Annotated in this window: 19 protein-coding genes and 2 riboswitches; of the genes, 1 reads left to right on the top strand and 18 read right to left on the bottom strand. The window is 38.9% G+C overall.

Going from position 1 to position 23,673, the window contains the following annotated elements; genetic code table 11:
• Window positions 1-4 precede the first annotated feature (4 nt).
• The 18 genes from FBT53_RS02455 to FBT53_RS02370 all read right to left on the bottom strand — a co-directional run bounded on the left by FBT53_RS02455 (window position 5) and on the right by FBT53_RS02370 (window position 22,709).
• Window positions 5-1,003, bottom strand: a complete 999-nt coding sequence (locus FBT53_RS02455; protein WP_136949575.1) for a homocysteine S-methyltransferase family protein — start codon at window positions 1,001-1,003, stop codon at window positions 5-7.
• 128 nt (window positions 1,004-1,131) lie between these two features.
• A riboswitch (SAM riboswitch) is annotated at window positions 1,132-1,241 on the bottom strand.
• A 128-nt stretch (window positions 1,242-1,369) separates the two neighbouring features.
• The gene (locus tag FBT53_RS02450) at window positions 1,370-2,431 is read right to left on the bottom strand and encodes an NAD(P)/FAD-dependent oxidoreductase (protein WP_136949574.1); all 1,062 of its coding nucleotides are present in this window, start codon (window positions 2,429-2,431) and stop codon (window positions 1,370-1,372) included.
• Between the two features lie 98 nt (window positions 2,432-2,529).
• Window positions 2,530-3,108, bottom strand: a complete 579-nt coding sequence (locus FBT53_RS02445) for a bifunctional precorrin-2 dehydrogenase/sirohydrochlorin ferrochelatase (protein ID WP_136949573.1) — start codon at window positions 3,106-3,108, stop codon at window positions 2,530-2,532.
• The gene (cobA, locus tag FBT53_RS02440; protein WP_136949572.1) at window positions 3,108-3,917 is read right to left on the bottom strand and encodes a uroporphyrinogen-III C-methyltransferase; all 810 of its coding nucleotides are present in this window, start codon (window positions 3,915-3,917) and stop codon (window positions 3,108-3,110) included. Before cobA ends, FBT53_RS02445 begins: the two co-directional genes overlap by 1 nt.
• A gap of 3 nt (window positions 3,918-3,920) precedes the next feature.
• Window positions 3,921-6,011, bottom strand: a complete 2,091-nt coding sequence (locus FBT53_RS02435) for a HEPN domain-containing protein (protein WP_136949571.1) — start codon at window positions 6,009-6,011, stop codon at window positions 3,921-3,923.
• Between the two features lie 200 nt (window positions 6,012-6,211).
• On the bottom strand, window positions 6,212-7,459 hold the full coding sequence (locus FBT53_RS02430; protein WP_080318216.1) for a sulfate adenylyltransferase subunit 1: 1,248 nt from the start codon (window positions 7,457-7,459) through the stop codon (window positions 6,212-6,214).
• A gap of 82 nt (window positions 7,460-7,541) precedes the next feature.
• Entirely contained in the window at window positions 7,542-8,498 is a 957-nt protein-coding gene (gene cysD / locus FBT53_RS02425) for a sulfate adenylyltransferase subunit CysD (protein ID WP_010519086.1), read from the bottom strand.
• A gap of 44 nt (window positions 8,499-8,542) precedes the next feature.
• Window positions 8,543-9,160 carry a phosphoadenosine phosphosulfate reductase family protein gene (locus FBT53_RS02420; protein ID WP_136949570.1) on the bottom strand — a complete coding sequence of 206 codons (618 nt, stop codon included), beginning with the start codon at window positions 9,158-9,160 and terminating at the stop codon, window positions 8,543-8,545.
• Window positions 9,161-9,166: 6 nt separating this feature from the next.
• Entirely contained in the window at window positions 9,167-9,433 is a 267-nt protein-coding gene (locus tag FBT53_RS02415) for a DUF2061 domain-containing protein (protein ID WP_010519084.1), read from the bottom strand.
• Between the two features lie 158 nt (window positions 9,434-9,591).
• On the bottom strand, window positions 9,592-9,999 hold the full coding sequence (locus FBT53_RS02410) for an Rrf2 family transcriptional regulator (RefSeq protein WP_010519083.1): 408 nt from the start codon (window positions 9,997-9,999) through the stop codon (window positions 9,592-9,594).
• 22 nt (window positions 10,000-10,021) lie between these two features.
• Window positions 10,022-11,185, bottom strand: coding sequence for a PLP-dependent aspartate aminotransferase family protein (locus FBT53_RS02405; RefSeq protein ID WP_136949569.1), 1,164 nt, complete (start codon window positions 11,183-11,185; stop codon window positions 10,022-10,024).
• 20 nt (window positions 11,186-11,205) lie between these two features.
• On the bottom strand, window positions 11,206-14,592 hold the full coding sequence (gene thrA / locus FBT53_RS02400) for a bifunctional aspartate kinase/homoserine dehydrogenase I (RefSeq protein WP_136949568.1): 3,387 nt from the start codon (window positions 14,590-14,592) through the stop codon (window positions 11,206-11,208).
• Between the two features lie 42 nt (window positions 14,593-14,634).
• Window positions 14,635-15,912 carry an O-acetylhomoserine aminocarboxypropyltransferase/cysteine synthase family protein gene (locus tag FBT53_RS02395; protein WP_136949567.1) on the bottom strand — a complete coding sequence of 426 codons (1,278 nt, stop codon included), beginning with the start codon at window positions 15,910-15,912 and terminating at the stop codon, window positions 14,635-14,637.
• A 107-nt stretch (window positions 15,913-16,019) separates the two neighbouring features.
• Window positions 16,020-16,140: riboswitch (SAM riboswitch) on the bottom strand.
• Between the two features lie 149 nt (window positions 16,141-16,289).
• Window positions 16,290-16,829 carry a DinB family protein gene (locus FBT53_RS02390; RefSeq protein ID WP_240729747.1) on the bottom strand — a complete coding sequence of 180 codons (540 nt, stop codon included), beginning with the start codon at window positions 16,827-16,829 and terminating at the stop codon, window positions 16,290-16,292.
• Window positions 16,830-16,910: 81 nt separating this feature from the next.
• Complete coding sequence (locus tag FBT53_RS02385; protein ID WP_136949643.1) at window positions 16,911-17,528, bottom strand: class I SAM-dependent methyltransferase; 618 nt, start codon at window positions 17,526-17,528, stop codon at window positions 16,911-16,913.
• Between the two features lie 152 nt (window positions 17,529-17,680).
• Window positions 17,681-18,934 carry a methionine adenosyltransferase gene (gene metK / locus FBT53_RS02380; protein ID WP_136949566.1) on the bottom strand — a complete coding sequence of 418 codons (1,254 nt, stop codon included), beginning with the start codon at window positions 18,932-18,934 and terminating at the stop codon, window positions 17,681-17,683.
• A gap of 179 nt (window positions 18,935-19,113) precedes the next feature.
• Window positions 19,114-21,801: an outer membrane beta-barrel protein gene (locus FBT53_RS02375; protein WP_370323660.1), complete on the bottom strand. Its 2,688-nt coding sequence runs from the start codon at window positions 21,799-21,801 to the stop codon at window positions 19,114-19,116.
• Between the two features lie 2 nt (window positions 21,802-21,803).
• On the bottom strand, window positions 21,804-22,709 hold the full coding sequence (locus tag FBT53_RS02370) for a GLPGLI family protein (RefSeq protein ID WP_136949564.1): 906 nt from the start codon (window positions 22,707-22,709) through the stop codon (window positions 21,804-21,806).
• A 184-nt stretch (window positions 22,710-22,893) separates the two neighbouring features.
• Between FBT53_RS02370 and FBT53_RS02365 the strand changes: the two genes are divergently transcribed.
• A complete protein-coding gene (locus tag FBT53_RS02365) occupies window positions 22,894-23,508 on the top strand; it encodes a deoxynucleoside kinase (RefSeq protein ID WP_136949563.1) in 615 nt (204 codons plus the stop codon).
• Window positions 23,509-23,673: the final 165 nt, after the last annotated feature.

The following is a 23,673-nucleotide window of genomic DNA, read 5'->3' as shown; positions in this document are numbered from 1 at the left end:
ACGATTAACGATTAACGAACAACGGGCGAGGCGCATAGCCAGCTGCCAATTTTGCTATCGCGCTAATATGTTCTGGCGTAGTTCCACAGCACCCACCCACAATATTCACTAAGTTTTTATCTAAATATTCTTTTATCTGTGCGGCCATTTCTTCTGGCGTCTCATCATACTCTCCAAAAGCATTTGGTAGACCAGCATTAGGGTGTGCAGAGGTAAAAAATTCTGACTTTGCGGAAATTACCTCTAAATGGGGCGTTAACTGCTTGGCACCCAAAGCACAGTTGAAACCAACACTAAGTATGGGTAAATGCGAAATTGAAATCAAAAATGCTTCCGCGGTTTGTCCAGATAAGGTTCTACCAGAAGCATCTGTAATAGTACCGCTGACCATGATGGGCACTTCTATGTTGCGCTCTTCTTTTACCTCTTCTATGGCAAAAAGCGCTGCTTTTGCATTTAGGGTATCAAAAATGGTTTCTACCAAAAGTAAATCGGCACCACCATCTAACAATGCCTCTACTTGTTGTTTGTATGCCACGCGCAACTCATCAAAAGAAATAGCTCTAAATCCAGGGTCGTTAACATCTGGGCTCATACTGGCCGTTTTGTTGGTTGGGCCAATACTACCAGCCACAAACCTTGGCTTTTGTGGCTCTTTGGCAGTAAATTCTTCCGCAACACGCTTGGCTATTTTGGCCGACTCGTAATTAAGTTCGTACACCAAATCTTGCATGCCATAATCTTCCATAGCAATGGTAGTGCCAGAAAAAGTATTGGTTTCTACTATATCCGCACCAGCTGCAAAATACTTGGCATGCACCGTGGCAATAGCTTCGGGTTGGGTTATGGATAATAAATCGTTATTTCCTTGTAAAGGACTTGGCCAGTCTTTAAAACGCTCTCCCCTAAAATCCTCTTCGGTAAACTTATAGCGTTGTAACATGGTACCCATAGCACCATCCAAAACTAATATGCGCTCCTTTAAAACTTCTTCAATCTTCATAACTACAAAGGTCACCAATATTGGCGACGTATTATTTTAGTAGGTTAGCAAAGTTACAAGGGTACACAAAAGACTGTTGTTTTTGTTATCCTTCTTCATAAAGGCTTTAACGATTTTCAACAGAGTTGAATCTATCTAAATATGAAGTAGAATGTAGCACCTTCATTGCTTATACTAGTTAAAGCAAGGGTTGCTAAGGTTTCAACGGGTCTATTCCCTCCACCTTTCTTGATAACCTACATTATTTTTAATGAACTGCGTGCAAAGAAAAGGCCCTTACGGATTAAATACAAAAAAACCGTTTCTTTTATCACAAAAAAGCCTCCCTTGGTAAGGAGGCTCGCTAACTCAAACTCATCTAAGATTTTAGACGATACTTTGCACCACCTCTTTTTTGGCTTCTTTCTTGGATCCATCAAATCCTTCTACCCCGCCAACCGTGGTATACTTCATTACAAATCGTTTATCCGGATTTATAATTTGATAGGCATATTGACACATTACCGCTGCTTCATGAAAGCCCGATAAGATTAGTTTTAGTTTACCTTCGTACGTATTTACATCACCAATGGCAAACACACCCGGTATATTGGTTTGGTAATCTTTGGCATTGTTCACTTTAATAGCGTTCTTTTCTATCTCTAAGCCCCAGCTACCTATAGGCCCTAATTTAGGAGACAGACCAAACAACGGAATAAAATAATCGGTTTCTACATACTTAGGCTCTACTCCTTCTTCTGTAGATTTAATAACTACCGCTTCTATAGTATCTGCACCATGCAGTTCTTTTACCTCTGCCTTGGTGTGTAACTTAATTTTACCAACCTGCGCTAATTCTCTTGCTTTCTCAACGGAGTCTAAAGCGCCACGGAATTCGTTTCTACGGTGTACCAAATGTACCTCTGAGGCTACATCTGCCAAGAAAATAGACCAATCTAGGGCAGAATCTCCACCACCAGCAATTACCACTTTTTTATCGCGGTACACTTCTGGGTCTTTTATCATGTATTCCACACCTTTGGTTTCATAGATATCCAAATTTGGAATTTGCGGTTTTCTTGGCTCAAAAGAACCCAAACCACCGGCAATTACCACCACTGGTGCATGGTGTTGCGTTCCTAAGTTAGTAGTAACAATAAAAGAACCGTCTTCTTGCTTGTCTAAAGTCTCCGCACGTTCCCCTAAGGTAAATCCTGGCTCAAAAGGTTTTATTTGCTCCATTAAGCGATCTACCAAATCACCCGCTAAAATTTCTGGATAAGCAGGAATATCATAAATAGGTTTTTTAGGATAAATCTCCGAACATTGCCCACCCGGTTGTGGCAATGCATCTATAATATGGCATTTAAGCTTTAACAATCCTGCTTCAAAAACAGTGAACAATCCTGTTGGTCCTGCACCAATAATAAGTATATCCGTCTTTATCATGTTATCTACTTTTGTATTTCCGCTAGCGCGGGAATTTCAATCTATTTTAATTTTCTTTTTCTAATTCTTTTTATTTTACCGCCATTACGCACGGCCTTTTATTTTTTATTGACCAGCTTCTCCGTAATCTGATTCATCTGGTCTACTTTCTCCTCAAAATCACCCTTAATGGTTTTTCTATACTCATTTAGGTTCTTTACCATTTGGTCTATGTCTTCTGGAATTACCTCCTCAAAAAACTGACGTAAACGTTTTGCGGTGGTAGGCGACTTTCCATTGGTAGAAATAGCAACTTTTACGTTCCCTTTGGTAACAATACCGCCCATGTAGAAATCACACAATGGTGGGTTGTCCGCTACATTCACCAATTTACTCTGCGCCCTGCAATCGTTATAAACCTGTATATTCACTTCAGGTACATCTGTAGTTGCCACCACCATATGTTTACCTTCCAAATATTTAGGATGATAAACATCGGTTATCATGGTCACATTAAATGCATTGGCCAATTCAGTAGTGGCTTCTCTAAACATTGGAGACACCATAGTTACTTTTGCATCTGGACTAGACTTGGTTAAAAAATGCAACTTTTCTTCGGCTACAAATCCACCACCAATGATAAGCACTTCTAACTGAGAGGTTTTTAGAAAAATGGGATAAAGGTTATTGCGTTCCATTAGGCTTGTACGTTTTGTTCTTGTTGTACTGCTAAGATACGCTCTCTATGCGCCACCACATCACCTATAATAATAATTGCAGGATTGGACAGCTGCTGCTCCTTTGCCTTGGACTCTATGGAAGCAACAGTGCCAATACCTATTTTTTCATCTTTTCTAGTACCATTTTGGATAATGGCAACTGGAGTTTCTGATTTACCTTCTTGTTGAAATAACGCCATGATTTCGCCCAATTTGCTCATGCCCATTAAAATTACCACTGTTGCAGATGATTTTGCCGCTAGTGCTACATCTTTAGACAATTTATGCTCCTTGGTTGTACCCGTAATTACCCAAAAACTTTCTGCCGCGCCTCTTTTAGTTACTGGAATATTTTGATAGGCGGGAACGGATACCGAGGAAGAAATACCGGGTACCATAGCCACCTCTAAACCAAAGCCAGCCGCATATTCCATCTCTTCGGCTCCACGACCAAATACAAATGGGTCGCCACCTTTAAGACGTACTACGTGCTTTCCTTCTTGGCCACGTTGAACAATGAGCTCATTTATTTGTTCTTGCTGATAGCTGTAACAACCTTTGCGTTTCCCTACAAAAATTTGTTCTGCTTGCGGGGCGTACTCCAATAAATCAGGGTTCACTAGGGCATCAAACAGAACTACGTCCGCACTTTTTAAGGCTTTTATACCTTTAAGTGTAAAGAGGTCTGCGTCTCCTGGTCCGGCCCCTACCACAGTAAGCTTACCAGCGGTCCCAAATGGCCCTGAAAATGGAGTAGTGTTTGCTGTATGATTGTTACTATGATTCATTTTTTAGGCTTCTTGTAATTCTAGATTTCTAAATGCTTCTAGTTTGGCCAATACTTTCTTGGCATCTTCTAAATAACTTTTGGCAAATGTTTCAGTAGGTTCGTTTTGGTTTAATTGTAACACCAAATCACTAAAACCACCTTCAAAATCTATTCTATTAGTTGCAACAAACAAGGCATCAAAATCTTTAATGATACTGTTGTGGGTATTCACCTTTGTCTTTTCTGATGTCAATAAGGCCTTTGCAGAATTTACCATAGACTGATAGCTATAATAAATACTTGCCGCCCACTTACCTTGCTCTAGTGCTTCTGCAGCATTATCAATTTTTTCTTGGCTTTCAAAGAATAGCGTAGCTACCAAATCCACGATAACCCCTGCACATTCCCCTACACCAATCTCTTTTTTATATTTTTCTGTATTTCCCCAGTCTATAAAATCTTCTGCGGTAAGGTTATCTACATCTGTTAACTCTTTAAGAAAGTCGTAGAAGTACAGCTGACCTTTTTCCGCATAATAGGCATCAAAAGATTTACCTTGTCCGTTAGCTTCATAATCATCTAAGATTAAGCGCAATGCCTGCGGCCCTCTTTTAGACGGTACTTTAACCACTTTATCTGCAAACGTTCCGTTACCATTACCGTGGTTGCCACCACCTAGCAATACCTGTAATGCCGGTGCCACTAATTTATCCTTGGTACGTACACTCATCCCCTGAAAGCCGATGTGCGCCATATTGTGTTGCCCACAGGCATTCATACATCCACTAATTTTAATTACCACATCTGGATTATTGATGTACGATGGGTATTCTGCTTTAATTACACGTTCTAGTTCTACTGCTATCCCGGTACTACTGGCAATACCCAAATTACACGTATCCGTACCTGGGCAAGCCGTAATGTCCAAAGCTTTGTTATATCCTGCTTCTACAAAACCAAGTTTTTCTAACTCTTGATAGAAGTAAGGAACCAGCTCCTCCTTAACATAAGGAATTAAGATATTTTGACGTAGCGATAAGCGTAACTCACCCGCTGCATATTCTTTTACGAGATGCGCTAATTGTCTTGCTTTGTCCGTATAGAAATCGCCCAACAAAACCTTAATACCAATAGCAACATAGCCTTCTTGCTTTTGTGGAATTACGTTAGTGCTTTTCCACAACTCGTAGGCTAAAGTTTCTTTAATTTCTACCGTCGGAATTTTTGGCTGCGCGATGTTTACCTTTGGATACGACTCAGCATCAATGGGGTAGGTTTGGTGTGGTACCGCTGTTTTTTCTTGCTCTAGTAATTCTTTAAAAGCATCTAAACCGATGTCTTTCAGCAAAAACTTCATTCTTGCCTTGGCCCTACTTTTACGCTCCCCGTATCTATCAAAGACGCGAATAACCTGTTCCATTAAAGGAATTATTTGGTCTGATGTCAAAAAGCTATACAATTCGTCTGCATGCCTTGGTTGGGAACCCAAACCGCCGGCCAACATTACCTTGAAACCTTTTACACCATTCTCTATTTTGGCTATGAAACCTAAATCGTGCATGTAAGACAAGCCCGTATCTGCCTCCGAAGCGGAAAAAGAAACTTTGAACTTACGCCCCATTTCTTGCCCAATAGGGTTTCTAAGAAAATACTGAAAAACAGCATGTGCATATGGCGAAACATCAAAAGGTTCTTCTAAATCTATCCCAGCAGTTTCGCTAGCAGTTACGTTACGTACCGTATTACCACAAGCTTCTCTAAGGGTAACATCGTCTTTTTCTAGCTGCGCCCACAATTCTGGAGTACGCTCCAAATCCACATAATGAATTTGAATGTCTTGTCTTGTGGTGATATGTAAACGGCCTGTAGAAAATTCGTCCGAAACATCACAGATACGTAGCAATTGGTTAGCAGTAACCTTGCCGTAAGGTAGTTTTATACGAATCATCTGCACGCCCGGCTGTCTTTGACCATATACCCCACGGGCCAATCTAAGACTACGGAAGCGCTCCTCGTCTACCTTACCTTCTTTAAATTGGCGAATCTTCTTCTCCAATTCAATAATATCCTTTTCTACTACTGGATTTTCTATTTCGGTTCTAAAACTTTGCATTGCCACACCCCGACCTCCCCCAAGGGAAGGAGCACTTTACGGTAATTTTAAATTAAACTTTTACTATCCTCTTTAAACCTCTCTCTAAAGAGCGGAAAACTCAGTTGAGGAAGTGGTATTTTAAATAATTTATATTTCCTATAGATTTTATAGGTTATTGGTCTAAAAAATTCTGGAACCTTACGCTCCAGAACTTCATTTTATTCTATAAAGCCAACACCAGCTGTGGCGTTAGACTGTGCATCTATCAATATAAAAGAACCGTTGGTTCTATGGTCTTTAAATGCATCGTAAAAGATAGGCTTGTTCAATTTAAAGCTCACTTTTGCAATATCATTCATACCCAAACTAGTTGCTTCCTCATCTATGCCCGTATAGTCTGGTTTAATTTTATGATGAATAGCATCTACTTTAGCCAACACCTTATTAACCCCATGCTGTACCACATATTTTTTACCTGGAGTAAGTTGGTCAGAATCCATCCAAGATACCGTTGCGGTAAATTGCTTTTCTATCTGAGGCAAATCATCTGCCTTAACCAACATATCTCCTCTACTCACATTAATCTCATCTTCTAGCGTAATGGTTACCGAAGACCTTCTAGATGCCGTTTGGAACTTTTTATCGTGAAAATAAATTTCCTTGATTTTAGAACGTGTTTGTGACGGTAAGGCAACCACCTCGTCCCCTACACTTAATTCGCCACCGTACACTTTACCGGCAAAACCACGAAAATCATGATAATCGTCTGTTTTAGGACGAATTACATATTGTACTGGAAAACGAGGCGTACCCGTATTGTAGATATCTTTTAAATCTAATTCTTCTAAATGCTGTAGCAATGTTTGCCCTTGGTACCAAGGCATTGCATCAGATTTGTTAACCACGTTATCTCCTTTTAATGCACTTACTGGAATAAAAGTGATGTTCTGGTCTTGGTAATCGCGCTTCGCCATTAATTCCTCAAAATCTGCTTTGATTGCGTTAAAGGTATCCTCTGCATAATCTACCAAATCCATTTTATTGATAGCTACGATGACATCCTTAATACGAAGCATGTTATTGATGAAAAAGTGTCTGTAGGTTTGCTCAATAACCCCTTTACGTGCATCAATCAAAATAATTGCCGCCTGCGAGGTAGAAGCACCGGTAACCATGTTCCGAGTATATTCTACGTGCCCTGGAGTATCTGCTATAATGTAACTCTTGGTTGGTGTAGAAAAATAAATATGGGCAACATCTATAGTTATACCTTGCTCACGCTCTGCCACCAGACCGTCCGTTGCCAAAGAAAAATCCAAATAGTCATAACCACGTTGTTTGCTGGTTTTTTCTATGGCTTCTAATTTATCTGTAGTCAAAGATTTTGTGTCATATAGCAAACGTCCTATCAAGGTACTTTTACCATCGTCCACACTCCCTGCTGTTGCTAATTTTAAAACTTTCAATTTCGTTTATCGTTGTTAGTTCATAGTTGTTGGTGGTATTCGTAAAAATGTAGCGACGAACAACCAACGGCCATCAACTAGATTAAAAATATCCTTGTTGTTTACGTTTCTCCATGGCGGCCTCAGAACGCTTATCATCTATACGGGCACCACGTTCAGAAATAGATGATTCTCTAATTTCTGCCACTACTTTTGCTATAGTATCTGCATTGGATTCTACGGCGGCGGTACAAGACATATCTCCTACCGTTCTAAAGCGTACGGTACGTTCTTCTACCACCTCATCTTCTGCCCTAAACACAACATCATCTTCTGCGGACCAGATTAGACCATCTCTCAAGAAAATTTTACGTTGGTGTGCAAAATAGATAGAAGGTATTTCTATTTGCTCCCTTTCAATATAGCTCCATACGTCTAGCTCTGTCCAGTTACTTATTGGAAACACACGTACGTTCTGCCCCAATTCTATTTGGCCATTCAACATATCAAACAATTCTGGACGTTGGTTCTTTTCATCCCATTGCCCAAAATCATCTCGCACAGAAAAAATACGCTCTTTAGCTCGTGCTTTTTCTTCGTCCCTACGAGCACCACCAATACACGCATCAAACTTAAACTCTTCTATAGCATCTAATAAAGTAGTGGTCTGCAGCATGTTTCTACTAGCATATTTACCCGTTTCTTCCTTTACCTTTCCTTGGTCTATGGAATCTTGTACGTTACGCACTATCAATTCCAAGCCCAATTCTTCTACCAACCTATCTCTAAATTCAATGGTTTCCGGAAAGTTATGCCCCGTATCTATGTGCATTAATGGGAACGGAATTTTTGCAGGCCAAAACGCCTTTTGCGCCAAGCGCACTAGAGTTATAGAGTCTTTACCTCCAGAAAATAACAGCACTGGTTTCTCAAACTGTGCTGCCACTTCCCTTATAATATAGATAGCTTCGTTTTCCAATGCATTCGCCACATCTCCTGTTGCGCCCAATACTTGCGAATCCGTTGCCGAAATTTCTTTTGTTACTGTATCCAAGGTCATATTTTTATTTAACCAACCTAGTTGGCGTTCTTTCTGTTCATTTATTAGGTATGCAATCCACACTCACGGTTTTCTAACACCTTTGTAGGATCAAAATACTTATGTTCGTTCGGTAAATTGTGTTGTTTTAAATAAGCATCTAATTGAGCATCGCTATAGTTATAAAAAGGACTCACTTTTAGAACCCCATCTTTGCTCAAACTTAAAATATCCAAAGAGTCTCTAAGTGCGGTTTGCCCCTTTCTTAAGTTGGTAAACCACACGTCTGGTTTATGCTCTGCCATCGCCCTTTGAAAAGGTTCTAGTTTTACTTGCTCCGTAAATAATTTATGTTTTGGGTCATCTATTTGCGGAATACCCATAACGGCATCTCTATGTGCTACGGTTTGTTTTGGCACATATAATTTTACGTTTAGTTTTAAACGCTCAATTAACTCTTCTGCGTGCTTGTATGTGTTAGGTGTGTTATAACCTGTGTCGCACCAAATTACAGGAATATTAGGAGCCACGTCTGTTACAGCGTGTAATATGGCTACCTCATATGGTCTAAAATTGGTGGTTAATACAGGTTTGTCTCCGTGCTGCAATGCCCACGCTATGATTTCTTGTGGCGGAATACCTTTTAATTGCGCATTCCATTTTGGTAATTGATCTTCTGACATAGCTTACTATTTTTTACCCCAACTTATGCTGTTCCAAATACGTTCGTGAAAAAAGTATAGTACCATTTTGGTTACCAACTCTATTAAACCAATAGAAAAGGCTAAGGTTAACGTACCGGTAACTATCCAAGAAATAATTACCGTATCTATTGTACCTACAATACGCCAGCTTATACTTTTAGCGATACTGCGCTTTGGACTCTCCGCATTTTTGTCCTTAGCATAGGTACTTTTCTCTTTTTTGGAATCCACAACAAGTTGATCTGCAATCATAATCTTATTATCCTATCTATTTACTAGAGAATACAAACATAGGGTAATTTTTTAAACCAAAATGCAGAATAGGGTTAAATTTCACGTTTACCCTACTATTTTAGTAGATTATTAAAATTTTGGTGCTATTTTTAAGAAAATTTAAGGCGAAATCTACCTTATAGCAAGTCTGCCAAGGTGTTATTTCTGTAAACATCCAAAGCACTATCCCTAACTTGAAGCATTAATTTATGTACGGAACATGTAGCTTCATCTGGGCAATCATCACAAGATTCATAAAAATTTAAGCTTACACAGGGCACCATGGCAATAGGTCCTTCCAAGACCCGCATAACGGTGGTCATAGGTATGTCTTTGGGCTCTTTTATGAGATAATAGCCCCCGCCTTTTCCTTTTTTAGAACCCAAAAATCCATTACGCCTTAAAGACAATAGAATACTTTCTAAAAACTTTTGGGAAATATTCTCTTCTTTAGCAATTTCTGCAATTTGCACCGGGGTTTTACCCTCTTGTTGTGCCAGATAGGCCAACGCCTTTAATCCGTATTTGGTTTTCTTGGACAGCATAACACGAATATAGTGAAAATGCTTATCCCAATGCTTGGCTTATATCAGTAATAATATCATCTATATGTTCCAACCCTACCGACACCCTTACCGTACCTTCTGTTATACCTGCTTCTAACCGCTGCTCTGGCGTTAATTTACTATGCGTTGTAGAAGCTGGATGTGTTACAATACTACGGGCATCGCCTAAATTGGCAGATAACGACAATAATTTAATGGAATCAAAGAATTTTCTGCCTGCTTCCAATCCGCCCTTGACTTCAAAAGCTACCACACAACCACCAGCTTTCATTTGCTTAAGGGCTACTTCATACTTTGGATGCGATTTTAAAAAAGGATATTTGACCCAATTAATCTTGGAGTGTGTTTCTAAATATTCTGCAAGCTTTAGGGCATTATCACAATGCCTATCTACACGTACCGCCAAGGTTTCTAAACTTTTGGAAAGCACCCAAGCATTAAAGGGCGAAAGTGCCGGCCCCGTAATTCTAGAAAAACGATACACCTTATCGACTAAATCTGCCTTACCTACGGTAATTCCGCCCAAAACCCTTCCTTGACCATCTATTAATTTAGTAGCCGAATGAATGACCAAATCGGCCCCAAATTTCATGGGCTGCTGTAAATAGGGCGAAGCAAAACAGTTGTCTATAATCAATATTAGATTATGTTTTTTAGCTATTGTTCCAAGCACTTCCAAATCCACAATATCCACCCCAGGATTGGTAGGTGATTCGGCATACAATATTTTGGTTTTTTCTGTGATAAGACTTTCAATTTGGTCTACCTCATTAACACCAAAATAACTGGTTTCTATGTTCCACTTGGGTAAGAACGAATTGAATAAATTAAGTGTAGAACCAAAAATACTTTTGGAGGCAACAATGTGGTCTCCGCTTTCTAACAAAGCCGCAAACGTGGAAAAAACCGCAGCCATACCAGAGGCAAATGCAAAACCAGCCTCAGCACCTTCCATCTCACAAATCTTTGCCACAAATTCATTGTTATTAGGATTGCTGTAGCGCGAATAAATGTTTCTATCCTTTTCTTCGGCAAAAGAAGCACGCATATCTTCAGCATCATCAAAAACAAAACTAGAGGTAACATACATGGGCACGGAATGCTCTAGGTATTGCGACCGTTCCAGTTGATTTCTTATTGCATTGGTTTCAAACTTATTCTCCATTCTCCTTTTCTTTAAAAAAACTAGCCTTTCTCTGCTATGCGCAAAATATCTCCAAATACGCCACGTGCGGTTACCGCAGCACCCGCGCCGGCACCTTGTATGGTAATTGGGTTCTCACCATAGGATTCCGTATAAATTTCAATAATGGAATCCGAACCACTTATTTGTCCTAAAGCACTTGACTTTGGCACAGAAATTAATTTTACTTCTAACACTCCTTTATCTTGTTGCAAATCGCCATGTAAATCGCCCACATAACGTAAAACATGGTCTGCATCTTGATTTTCTTTTACCACTTTAAATTCGGCATCCAATTCCGTAACACGTTCCAAAAAGGTATCCTGGTCTACATTCCTCAATTGCTCTGGAATTAAATTCTTGATTTTTATATCAGAAAACTCATTCTCTAACTCTAGCTCGCGAGCCAATATCAACAACTTTCTACCTACATCGTTCCCAGATAAATCCTCTCTAGGGTCTGGCTCCGTGTATCCTTTTTCTTTTGCTTCTAATACAACTTTAGAAAAAGGCACATCGGCTACAGAAAACGTATTAAATATGTAACTTAAAGAACCTGAGAACACCCCTTTTATGCGGGTAATATTCTCTCCTGATAAATGCAACAATTTAATGGTGTCTATCAAAGGTAAGCCTGCCCCCACGTTTGTCTCGTACAAATACTGTTTGCGGTTGGCATTCAACTCCTTTCTAACATCCTTATAAAACTGATAATCAAGCGTATTGGCTATTTTATTAGACGATACCAAATCGAACCCGCCCTTAATAAGTTTACTGTAGTGTTTCACAAATTCCGCATTCGCCGTGTTATCCACTGCGATTAAGTTTTCTAAGTGATTTTCTTGTGCAAACTTTATAAGCGTGTCTAAATTATAGGTTCCTCCTTGCCCTAGGAGATTCTGCTTCCATTGGGCACCAACACCTTTTCTATTTAACAACACTTTTTTAGAATTAGCAACAGCGAAAATATTTACCTCTATCCCTTTTCTATCTACAATGCTTTCTTTAGAAGCCAAAATTTGGTCTATAAGCGTGCCACCTACCGTACCTACTCCAAAAATGGCAAGGTTAATTCGCTTTGCGATACCAAAAATTTGCCCATGCATAACGTTGGCGGCTTTGTGTAAATCTTGTTTATGGAACACCAAACTGATGTTTTTACCAGATACCGTATTGTTGAATAAAATAGGTACGACCTTATTCTTTATCAGCGCATTAAACGGTTCGTGAAAAGAGCTCAAATCTTGCCCCACCACAGAAATTACCACTACTTCTTTATTTACCGAAATACTGTTAACGTCTTTAGAACCAAAATCATTTGCAAATTCATCTTCAAGCGCTTTTTTGGCATCCAAAGCGCGCTTGGCATTTACCACCAAACCAATACCTCTTTCTGAGGAACCTTGAGATATGATACCTACACTTATATTTCTGCGGCCCAAGGCATTAAAAATACGCGCATCTACACCCGCTTTACCTAGCAAACCACGACCTTCTAGGTTAATCAATGCCATATTTTCCATTACACTCAAAGAGGTAATACCTTGTTTGCCACCATCAGCACTAATCAATGTACCGTTAGATTTTGGATTGAACGTATTTAAAATACGTAAGGGAATATTCTTTTCTAAAAGCGGAATTATGGTCTTTGCATGTAGAATATTAGCCCCAAAATTGGCTAGCTCATTTGCCTCTGCAAATGAAAGTGAATCTATGATTTTGGCATCTGTAACCACATCTGGGTTTGCGGTAAAAATTCCGTCTACATGTGTATAATTCAGTAATTCCTCTGCATCTAAAAAATTGGCGAATAGAGATGCCGTGTAGTTACTACCATTTCTACCTAAAGTAGTAGTTTCCCCTTTTTCATTAGAGGCAATAAAGCCCGTAATAATTGGCACTGCATCTGGTTCTAATTGGGCAAATTTTTCAACCACTTTGATCTTGGACAAACCTTCGTCTACCTTTGCTTCTCCAAAAGCATTATCTGTTTTTATGAGCTGGCGCGAATCTATAAATACCGCGTTAATACCCTTTTCCTTTAACAATCGGCTCACCAATTGCCCTGAAATAAGCTCGCCAAAAGACAATACCTCATCTTTGGTTTTAGCACTATAATCGCCCAAAAGGGCAACACCATTTAATTTGCTTTCCAATACCGAAAGTTCTTGACTCATATCTACTTGGGCCAAACCTGCCTGTTGGTAAAGGGCAAAGCTTTGTAGATCTACGCTATAATCCCCTCCGGAAGCGGCTTTTTCTAACATGCGCTCCAAGGTGTCCGTAGCTTTTTCTCTAGCAGAAAGTACAACCGCCAAACGTTCGCCAGCCGCAACCCTTTGGGCTAGTATGTCCAGAACCGCATTTAAACCTTTACCATTGGCCAAAGAACGACCACCAAATTTTAAAACCTTTAATCCAGATTGAACACGTTGCTGCTCAAATACCGGGCGTATTAAATTTTCTAATTGTTTAAATTCTATTAAAAATGCATCATGCCCGTGCAACGATTGTACCTCACCGTAGGTAACATTGCTACTACTTTGAGCCAATCTTTTGTACGTTTCCTTGTTTTCTTCAGCGGTAAAAAACAAATCAGAATTTACCCCAATGATGTGTATGCGTATGTTGCTTTCTTCAATCTTGGTAAAAATGGCTTCACCATTGCGAGTTATATCAATAGTCTTGAGTAGTTGGTTCATCAGCTTATATGCTGATAGTTGAAAGCGTTCTTGCAACTTTTTACCGTGGTGCATTAACCAACTTTCTACATTGAACACATTGAGCTCCTCATTGGTACTTCTTTTAAAGCGTTCTTTAAAAGACTCTGGTGTACGGTAACACAACATGGCATGCATACGAGCGTCATGCACTGGATTCTTGGAATTAACCAAAAACTGTTCCTGAATTTGGCAGTTGGCAATTAACCAATCCGTAGATTTCCAATCGGATGCCACCGGTATTAAATTATCGGCAATATCAGGTTTTAACGCAATCATTTCCCATGCAATGCCGCCACCCAAAGAACCACCTACCAAAGCATGTAAGTGGTTTACCTTAAGTAATTCTAATCCTTTTAGAAAAATACGTGCCATATCGCCAGCCACAAAATCTTTATAATTTTCTATGACAAAGCCATCAAACCCATTACCCGGAATGTTAAATGCCAGCACGGTATAAATTTGGATATCTATACATTTTCCTTCTCCAATAATTTCTGACCACCAGCCGTCGTCTCCGGTAACATTTGAGTTACCCGTCAATGCATGATTCACCATCACAATTGGGGCCGTGTGCAATTCTTTACCAAAAAGCTGATAAGACAATTGAATGTCTTGCGTAGCACCACTCAGGGTATTGAAATTTTCTATCTTAAATTGATGTAACATGTATGCGATTAAATTACTTAGGGCAAACCCTCTTTAACTGTATTATTTTACGGCCGCGAATGCCTGTTCCAAATCGGACTTTAAATCCGCTATATCTTCTAAACCAACAGACAAACGAATCAAATCTTGTGTAACCCCGGCACTTGCTTGCTGCTCTACGCTCAATTGCTGGTGTGTGGTACTCGCTGGGTGTATAATTAAAGATTTAGTATCACCAATATTGGCCAATAAAGAGAAGACCTTGGTTGCGTCTGTTAATTTTTTTGCTGCTTCAAAACCACCTTTGACCCCAAAAGTAACAATACCACTTTGCCCTTTAGGCAAATATTCTTGTGCAAGGCTATTGTACTTACTACTCTTTAAACCTGGATAATTTACCCAAGCTACTTCTTCTCTACCTTCTAACCATTCTGCCAATGCCAAGGCGTTTTCACTATGCTGTTTTATACGTACCGGCAAGGTTTCTAATCCTTGGATAATCTGGAAGGCGTTAAAAGGACTCAATGCCCCACCAAAATCACGAAGTCCTTCTAAAATCAGTTTAAACGTAAATGCTGCGGCGCCCAAGGCCTCATGGTATACCAAACCATGGTAACCTGCAGAAGGCTCTGTAAATTCAGGGAATTTACCATTGCTCCAATCAAACGTTCCTGCATCTATTATAGCACCACCTAGAGAATTACCTTGACCACCAATATATTTGGTCAACGAGTGTATTACCAAATTGGCACCATGTTCAATAGGATTTAGTAAGCCTGGTGTTGCTACCGTATTATCTACAATAAAAGGAACCTGCGCTGCCTTTGCCTGTTTAGAAATCCCTTTTAAATCCAACACATCTAATTTTGGATTTCCTAAGGATTCTACAAAAAACGCACGGGTATTTTCTTGTACTGCTTTGCCAAAATTGTCTGGGTCTGCGGCATCTACAAACGTAGTGGTAATACCTAATCTTGGTAAGGTTACATTTAGCAAATTATAGGTGCCACCATATAGACTACTAGAAGCCACAATATGGTCTCCTGCTTTTAATAAAGTTAGCAAACCGGTAGAAATGGCAGCAGTACCCGATGCAAAAACTACAGCACCTACGCCACCTTCAATAGCAGCTAAACGCTCTTGTAAAATTTGATTGGTAGGGTTATTTAAACGGGTATAGATAAATCCAAGTTCTGCCAAAGAAAATAGATTGGCCGCATGGTCCGTATTGTTAAATACATAAGAGGTAGATTGGTAAATGGGAACAGCTCTGGTACCGCCTGTTTGTGTGGTATCATGGCCTGCGTGTAAAACGTTGGTTGCAAATTGTGAATTACTCATGTTTCTGTTTTTATCGACTATTAAAAATTGAATACTAAAAGCCAACGACATGTTTGTCGTAAACAGGTATAAAAAAGTTATAAGAAGATAGATGAGAAATTCTCTTTGTGTTATCCTTCCCACTAGGGTAGAATGTAGCACCTTCTTGAAGCACCAACAGTTGTTGGTAACGCTCAAGGGTTGCTAAGGCTTCAAAGGGTCTATTCCCTCCACCTTTCTTGATAACTATTCAATACGTGTGTGAACTTTATAGGGCAAATATAAAGGCAGAAATATTAGAATTCCTAATGTTTTACCTTTTTTTAAAGGATTACTACTTTTCTATTGAATTTGTAACAGTTGTTTTAATAAACGCTAACCACCCGTTTTTCTGTGAATTATTGATACAACACATACCGTGGCGGTGTAATTCCGTTTAATCTTAAATAGACTATCATTTGAGCTCGGTGATGCGTAATATGGTCTGCCAAAAGCAAACAGATTTGCCTTTTGGTCCTATCCAAACCAAAATAATCCTGTCGATTTTCCAATTCATCAACATCTATCTGTTTTAACAATGCAATTGCCTCTTTAAATGTAGCATTTACTATTGCAATCATTTCTTTCTTTGACTTACCCGCTTCTTTATATACTGTATCTTCTTGCCAAGTTGGGGTTTTTATGCCTCCAATCAAAGTTTTGGAATGCCAGTTTAAGGCGAAGCCGATATGCAATAGATTTTGTGCAAAACTCAAGGATTCTTCTGAAGCCCTATACTGGAACTTTTCCGCTGGCATGAGCTCCGCCACTTGCTCCACGTACTTTTGCGAATTTTCTAATCGCTCTATAAAGTCAGATACAAACACAGATTCCTGTGCGTTAATTGGATTTAAAATTAATAACACAAAAAACACAAACACGTAGTACGGAGTTTTCATATCCTCATATTTCCCTTAAACATAAACAATTATAGCCGTAAACAGAATTCTTGGAAGCATGTAAATCTCAATTTGGTTATTTTAATTACATTGATATAAGGTAGTGATTATAACGCCCCCATTTGTAGCATCTTGGATGGCTAGCAACTGCTTTTTTGCTATCGGCTTAAAGTTAAACGGTGCTGCTTCTAGAATTACACCGCTATTTCTTTTTAAGCGAATGTTTCTACCCGAAATAATGTCTAAATTAGGCTGAAATTTACCTTCTGGAAGGTGTTCTGTTAGTATTAGGTAGTTATACTGATACAACTTGGGTACTATACTTTCAATCTCTGTATTGGATAAATGTTGCAGCACCTGTCTAACAATAGCACAATCTGCCTTTGGCAGTTCCTCTTCTGCCAAATTTAAACAATTAAAACACACACTATCCGTGCTATGCTTTTCTTGGTTGAATTGAATAAGTGCCGGTACAATATCTACACCAATATATTCTGAAACAAAGGGAATCAGCTTCTTGCCTATATTGAAATCTCTACAGCCTAAATCGCATACCTTGATCGGGTTTGTAAAACTGCTTAAAAACTGAGATACCGCAGAAATATAGGGTATTACATATTTTGGATGGTGAGAACCATGACCAGAATAATATGGATTGTTTCCTGAGCCCCAAAAACCTAGTTCATAGATTTGTTGCATGGCGTCCTTGGTGGGCCAAGGCTGCTTTCTTTTCTTCTGATGTTGCAACGAATTCTTTTTGTATTCCAAAATACAAACTAAGAAATTACGTATAAAAAAACCGCTAAATACTTAGCGGTTTTTCAATTAAAAGTTAAATCTATACGATTCTTTTAGATATCAAAAGCGGCTTTTACCGCATCTACCTGATCTAATTTTTCCCAAGTAAACAACTCTACCTCTTTTTCTATTCTACCGTTGTAAGGAGACTCATAAACCTTGGTTACGGTTTGTGGGGTTTTACCCATATGCCCGTAAGCGGCGGTCTCTAAATAGATAGGGTTACGTAGTTTAAGGCGTTCTTCAATAGCAAACGGACGCATATCAAACAATTCTGCCACTTTTTTAGCTATTGCACCATCAGATAAATCAACTTTTGCCGTACCATAAGTATCTACAAAAATAGAGGTAGGCTCTACTACACCAATAGCATAACTCACCTGCACCAAAATCTCATCTGCAACCCCTGCAGCCACTAAATTTTTGGCAGCATGCCTTGCCGCGTAAGCGGCACTACGGTCTACCTTACTCGGGTCTTTACCACTAAAGGCACCACCACCATGCGCTCCTTTACCCCCATAGGTATCTACTATAATTTTACGACCTGTAAGACCAGCGTCTCCGTGCGGACCTCCTATTACAAACTTGCCAGTAGGGTTTATATGATACGTTATACCATTAGTAAACAATGCTTGCACATAGGCTGGCAATTGTTCCTTAACCCGTGGAATCAAGATTTCAATAATGTCCTTTTTGATTTTAGCCAACATAGCATCGTCCTCGTCAAAAGCATCGTGCTGGGTAGAAACCACAATTGTATCTATACGCTGCGGTACGTTTTCATCAGAATACTCTATGGTAACCTGTGCCTTTGCATCTGGGCGCAGATAGGATATTTCTTTGCCTTCTCTCCTTAAATCTGCCAATACCTGCAAAATTTTATGAGAAATATCCAAAGCCAAAGGCATGTAATTTTCGGTCTCCTTAGTGGCGTAACCAAACATCATTCCTTGGTCTCCTGCACCCTGTTCTTCTTTAGTAGCACGGTCTACACCTTGGTTAATATCTTGGCTTTGCTCATGTATTAAAGAAATTACGCCGCAAGAATCGCCACTAAACTGGTATTCCCCTTTGGTGTAACCTATTTTGTTAATTACCTCTCTAGCTATGGTTTGCACATCTAAATAAGTATCGCTCTTTACTTCTCCGGCCAATACCACTTGGCCTGTAGTTACCAAGGTCTCACATGCAACCTTACTTTCTGGGTCAAACGCCAAAAAGTTGTCTAACAAGGCATCGCTAATCTGGTCTGCTATTTTATCTGGGTGTCCTTCACTTACGGACTCCGAAGTAAATAAATAGGGCATTCATTTCAATTTTATGGATAGATTTGACGAAACACCCCAAAGAAGTTAACACCACTTTTTAGCATTTTTTTATTTCCGCCGAAAACCAGTTTCAACTTCTGAGGTTGCAATCAGTCAAATCCTTCCTCATTAATGGAGGACAAAAGTAGGAAGCCAAATGCTTTTGACAAAATTGAAAATTATAAATCGTACTTAATTTTGAATATCAGATACCTTGGCTGCACAAAATAGGCAGAAGTACTTATAAAATTGTCGTTATACGTATCCCTATTCAGCACCTCATTATTGGTCAAATTGGTAGCCTCAATACTATATTCCCACTTACTTTTAGGTTTTTGATAGGATAAACTGGCATTTAAGAAACCGTATTTATTCTCTACCGTTTCTGCCTTATCCCTATAAAAATAGTAATCGTAATCTGCCAAGAACACAAAGCCGTTTAAGAAAGCGGCATCAAACTTAGCAAATGGCCTATCGGTATAAAACGTAGCGTTGGTGGCACCTGTATTGTAATCGTTTACCGTGTAGCGGTAACCTATCTCTAAATTGGGTGCATTTACAAAACTACTACCCACAGAAGCCGTATAATTTTGGGTAAACGATTGCGAATTTTGAGCTTCACCGTTAACAATATTATTAGTATTACCATAAGAAAGTCCGGTTTGGGCACTAACTTTTACCTTACCAAAAGTTCTTTGGTAATTGCCATTGGTAGAAAGGGTCTCATCTTCCAAATTGGAATTTATTGGTGAGTTAACCTGATTTATACCCGTAATACTGGTATTGGTCTTAAATGCATCTATGCGCTTGCTGTAAGAGGCATTCGCAAAGATATTTTGCTGATTAAACATTTTAAAACTGAAAAAGTTTAAGCTGACATTATGATACAATGCACTTTCTAAATCCCGATTACCCTGATAGAGCGAGTTGTAATTGTTAAAGATATAACCCGAAGCAAAGCTGTTAATATCTGAAAAACTCCGCGTAATGTTATAATTAAAGCGTAAGCTCTCCGAATCTTTAAATTGGTATTGAATAAACATATCTGGCACTATGTTCACTAAATCATCACTTACAGAAGTTCCTAATTGAGTGTTCGTGGCTTTATACGCATGCACATGAAAACCAGGATTTAACGTAAACTTACCTGCAACTAGTTTGTAGTGCATACCCAAGAAAGCATCAGAAAAAGAAAAGTCAACATCATTGTTTAACGCACTCTCATTAAAATCTTCCGATGTGCCGTTATCTAAAATTTGAAATATTTTAGAATTAAAACGTTGCTCACTTACCGTAGTGCCCAGGGTAAAGTTTACATGACTTTTAGGAGAGGTTACCCAAAAATAGTCCAGTTTAGCATCTAATCGATGCGTTTGGGTGTATTGGTCCTGATTTACATTATATACAGATTGCTCTTCGTTAAAAGGAATGGTGCCTAAAAACGGTTGCTGCTCCCTAATAGCATTATAAAACGGATTTTCATCTGCATACTCATAACTTGCTTCTAAAGCAAAAATATTGCTTTCATTAGCCGTGTAATATATATTGCTATTTTGTGTAATGGTTGTTGGTCGTTGGCTATTTTGCTCGTTAATAGTATCTGCGGTTGTTGTCAAAGACAAGGTGTTTGTAACTTCTTCCTCGTCTGATAGCCTTACCAAAACATCATAATTCCATTGAAAAGTATCGTTAGGCTTGTAGTTAGACCCCAACTTTATAAGCCCCAGTTTAGAAACTTGGTCTGTACTAGCCGTGGTTTGTTCCGTTTGGTTACTTGCAATAAAAATCCTGCTTGCTTCTGTTTCCATAAGCGTATTAGTATAGGAGTATATTCCAAAACCATTTAATGTCCAAACATCCGTTGGTTTTAAGGTAAAGTTTAAAGCACCAAATTTGGTATCTATTTCTTTTGCTCTATCGTTTTGTGCCGTACTAATCCCTAAGCCACTAGAACCCGTATTAAAACTAGTTCCTGTATTGCTACGAGTAGCCCCTCTAAAACCTCCCGTAAAATTCCAATAATCTCTTCTAGAAAAAGCTACTTCGCCCACATTGTTAAGGTTCGTTAGCAGGTTTAAGCTAAAATCCGGGCTATAGTAAAACAACTTGGGGTTGGCAGTATACCTGCCATCTGGACCTGCACCACCGGTAATCTCTCCAAACCAAAATTTCTTTTTCCCTTCTTTTAATCTTAAATTAATGGCTATATTATCTTGGTTATTGGTAACCCCTTTTAATTGTGAAACTTCACTATAATTACGTAGCACTTCTATCTTATCCAAAGCATTTGCAGGAATATTTTTCGTCGCCAATTTAGAATCACCATCAAAAAAATCTTCGCCTTCTACCATTACCTTAGTTACTGTTTTACCTTCTACCTCTATTTCGCCGTCATCATTGACTTCTACCCCAGGTAAACGGCTTAAAACATCTTCTAATTTTTTTTCTGTACCCGTTACAAAAGAATCCGTATTGTAAATAATGGTGTCACCTTTTATAGAAACTGGAATCTCATAGACTACCTCTACCTCATCTAAACTTTCTGCCGATTCGTATAGAACGACATCTAAATTAACATCTTGTGTTGTTGTGGTCAAGGGAATTTCTTTGGTGGTAAATCCTAAAAAACTAACCCTTATCATGTATGTAGCGTTTGCCTTTACATTAAATTGAAATTTACCTTCAGGGCTGGTGATTCCAAAACCATCTAACGCCTGCCCATCTTGGTTTACAGCCATAACATTAGCCATATCTAAAGGGTTTTGCAGACTATCTTTGACCATACCTTTTAGCGTAATGTTTTGTGCTAACGCTCCTACGGTAAAAAGTAAACTCCCTACCCATACCGCAATTTTATATGTACCCATCATTACCCTCTTGGTCTAAATCCGCCTTGTCTACCTCTGTTACCCCCTCTAAATCGTTCAGACATTTCCTTCATCTTATCTACAACAATTTCATCATACTCAGCCTGGGTAACTTCTTTGCCTTTTTTAGGTGCCTCAATTTTAGATTTCTCCGTTGGGTTTAGCACTAATTTAGAACAAAGGATTACGGTTTTATCGTCATGTACCTCTAGGATTAGTCCTGGTAAACCCCAATAGTTCCCTGGTCCTGTACTTACAGGAATTTCTGGAGTATACCACGCTACAATTTCTTTTTCCGTAGGTTGTTCCATTCGGTTAAAAAGAGTGTTTTCCGTTTTTGTACCAGTACTATCCTTTTCTTGCGCCTTTTTCTCCTCATCTCCCGGTGGAGGTGGCGGTCCAAATCGTCTAAACTGATTTGTTTTGCTCGTATCTATTTTTTTAATGGCTGTTGCCTTGTAGGCCGTGTAGTTTCCGATTTTTTTGGTTTCAGAACCCAATTTCCATTGCCATGGCTCCAAACTATCTACTACTAAGAAAACCTTTCCAAAAAGCTCTTGTTGATTTTTAAATGTTTTGGCTTGTATGTCTTTGTAATAAATACCTGTAGAGCCGCCCATCATTATTCTAAAACGGCCACCCCTACTATCCGTATTGGGTGTTTCCAAAGCTTGCTGTTCTGTGTATAAACTTGCAGTTTTATCAAAATTTAAGTCGTACGTACGCTCCATGCCCTTTTTCATACGCTCCATTATCTGGGCCTTTCTATCTTCCGGTATGCGCCTACCTTCTAAATTAATATCCAAAGTAGTCTTGCTTTGATACGTTGCTATGCCTTGAAATTCTTGAGCGCAAGCAAACCTTAAACATAGTAAGGCGCAAACAATTAAAATGTGGTTCAATCTCATTTTTGGTCTGTTTTTGATTAGAGGTAAGACCCCTAAAATTGAAAAAGGTTTAATCTTTATTTTAAAAAAATTAAATCCAAAAAATATGCCTAATTAGCGAGCAAAAAGATTTTTTAGGACTGTGGAATACTTGTATATTGCACCTCCCGATTAATTTGTACAACACCCGTTAAAACCAAGAAACATGCACGTTGCCATCGCAGGAAATATTGGAGCAGGAAAAACTACCCTAACTACTTTATTGGCTAAACATTACCATTGGGAGGCCCATTTTGAAGATGTTGTAGACAATCCTTATTTAGATGATTTTTACACCCAAATGGAGCGTTGGAGTTTTAACCTACAAATCTATTTTTTAAACAGCAGGTACCGACAGATTCTAAAAATTAGAGAACACGGTAAAAAGGTAATTCAAGACCGTACTATTTATGAGGATGCTCATATTTTTGCACCCAACCTACATGCCATGGGCCTAATGACCAATAGAGATTTTGACAATTACAAAGGGTTGTTTGAGCTAATGGAAAGTTTGGTACAGCCACCAGACCTGCTTATTTACTTACGTAGTACCATTCCTAATTTAGTAAAACAAATACACAAAAGAGGTAGAGATTACGAAAGCAGTATCAGTATAGATTACCTAAGCCGATTGAATGAACGTTATGAGGCTTGGGCTAATACTTATGAAAAGGGAAAGTTATTGATAATTGATGTAGACGATATTGATTTTGTATCTAACCCAGAAGATTTGGGCAACATTATTAACAGAATTGATGCTGAAATACATGGCCTTTTTTAATCACCGTAGCATTTCACCGAGATAAAACAACGCCTTAATTCACTTACACTTAGTCGTTTTACAGACTATTTTCTTCGATATAGTCCATTTCTTACATACTACACCTATTTTACGTGCACTTTATCGATGGGTTAAAATAAAAATAACTCTTGAACGTAATTTTGT

The sequence above is a fragment of the Flavobacterium sp. ASW18X genome (assembly GCF_005144745.1).
Classification (GTDB): domain Bacteria; phylum Bacteroidota; class Bacteroidia; order Flavobacteriales; family Flavobacteriaceae; genus Croceivirga.
The sequence above is the reverse complement of the archived record's forward strand: the minus strand, read 5'-3'. Positions and strand labels throughout refer to the sequence as shown.